The 406-nt window shown below is 70.0% G+C and carries 1 protein-coding gene; it reads left to right on the top strand.

All coding sequences use genetic code 11. From position 1 onward, the window contains the following. A partial coding sequence (locus D7Y13_RS44150; RefSeq protein WP_244222504.1) for an aminomethyltransferase beta-barrel domain-containing protein occupies window positions 1-279 on the top strand: 279 nt, incomplete at its 5' end. Window positions 280-406: the final 127 nt, after the last annotated feature.

Here is a 406-nt window from a genome sequence, read left to right as displayed (position 1 = left end):
AACACGATCACCGTCGGTCCGCGGGAGGCGCTGCTGGTCCGCGAGATCGCCGGCATCCGGCCGACCTGGACCGATCGTCCGGTCGTGGGGCCGTGGCGAGGTCAGGTCCAGGTCCGCGCCCACGGCGAGCCGGTGACCGCCGAGATCGCGTACGCCGACGATCGGGTGGTCGCTCGCCTGGACGAGCCGATCGCCGGGGTCGCCGCCGGCCAGGCACTGGTCAGCTACCGGGGTTCGCAGGTGGTGGGTAGCGCCACCATCAGCGAGACCGTTTCATGATCACGAGAACGCCTCTCACGCTCACCAGCGAGGGTGTCGTCTCGACCGGCATCGGCTCCTGGCCCGGTACGGAGCTGGCGGACGCGCTCAAGATCGCCTTCGCGGAGTGTCCCGATCTTCCCTACCT

The organism is Corallococcus praedator (assembly GCF_003612125.1).
GTDB classification, from domain to species: domain Bacteria; phylum Myxococcota; class Myxococcia; order Myxococcales; family Myxococcaceae; genus Corallococcus; species Corallococcus praedator.
This window is presented reverse-complemented; position numbering and strand designations above follow the sequence as displayed.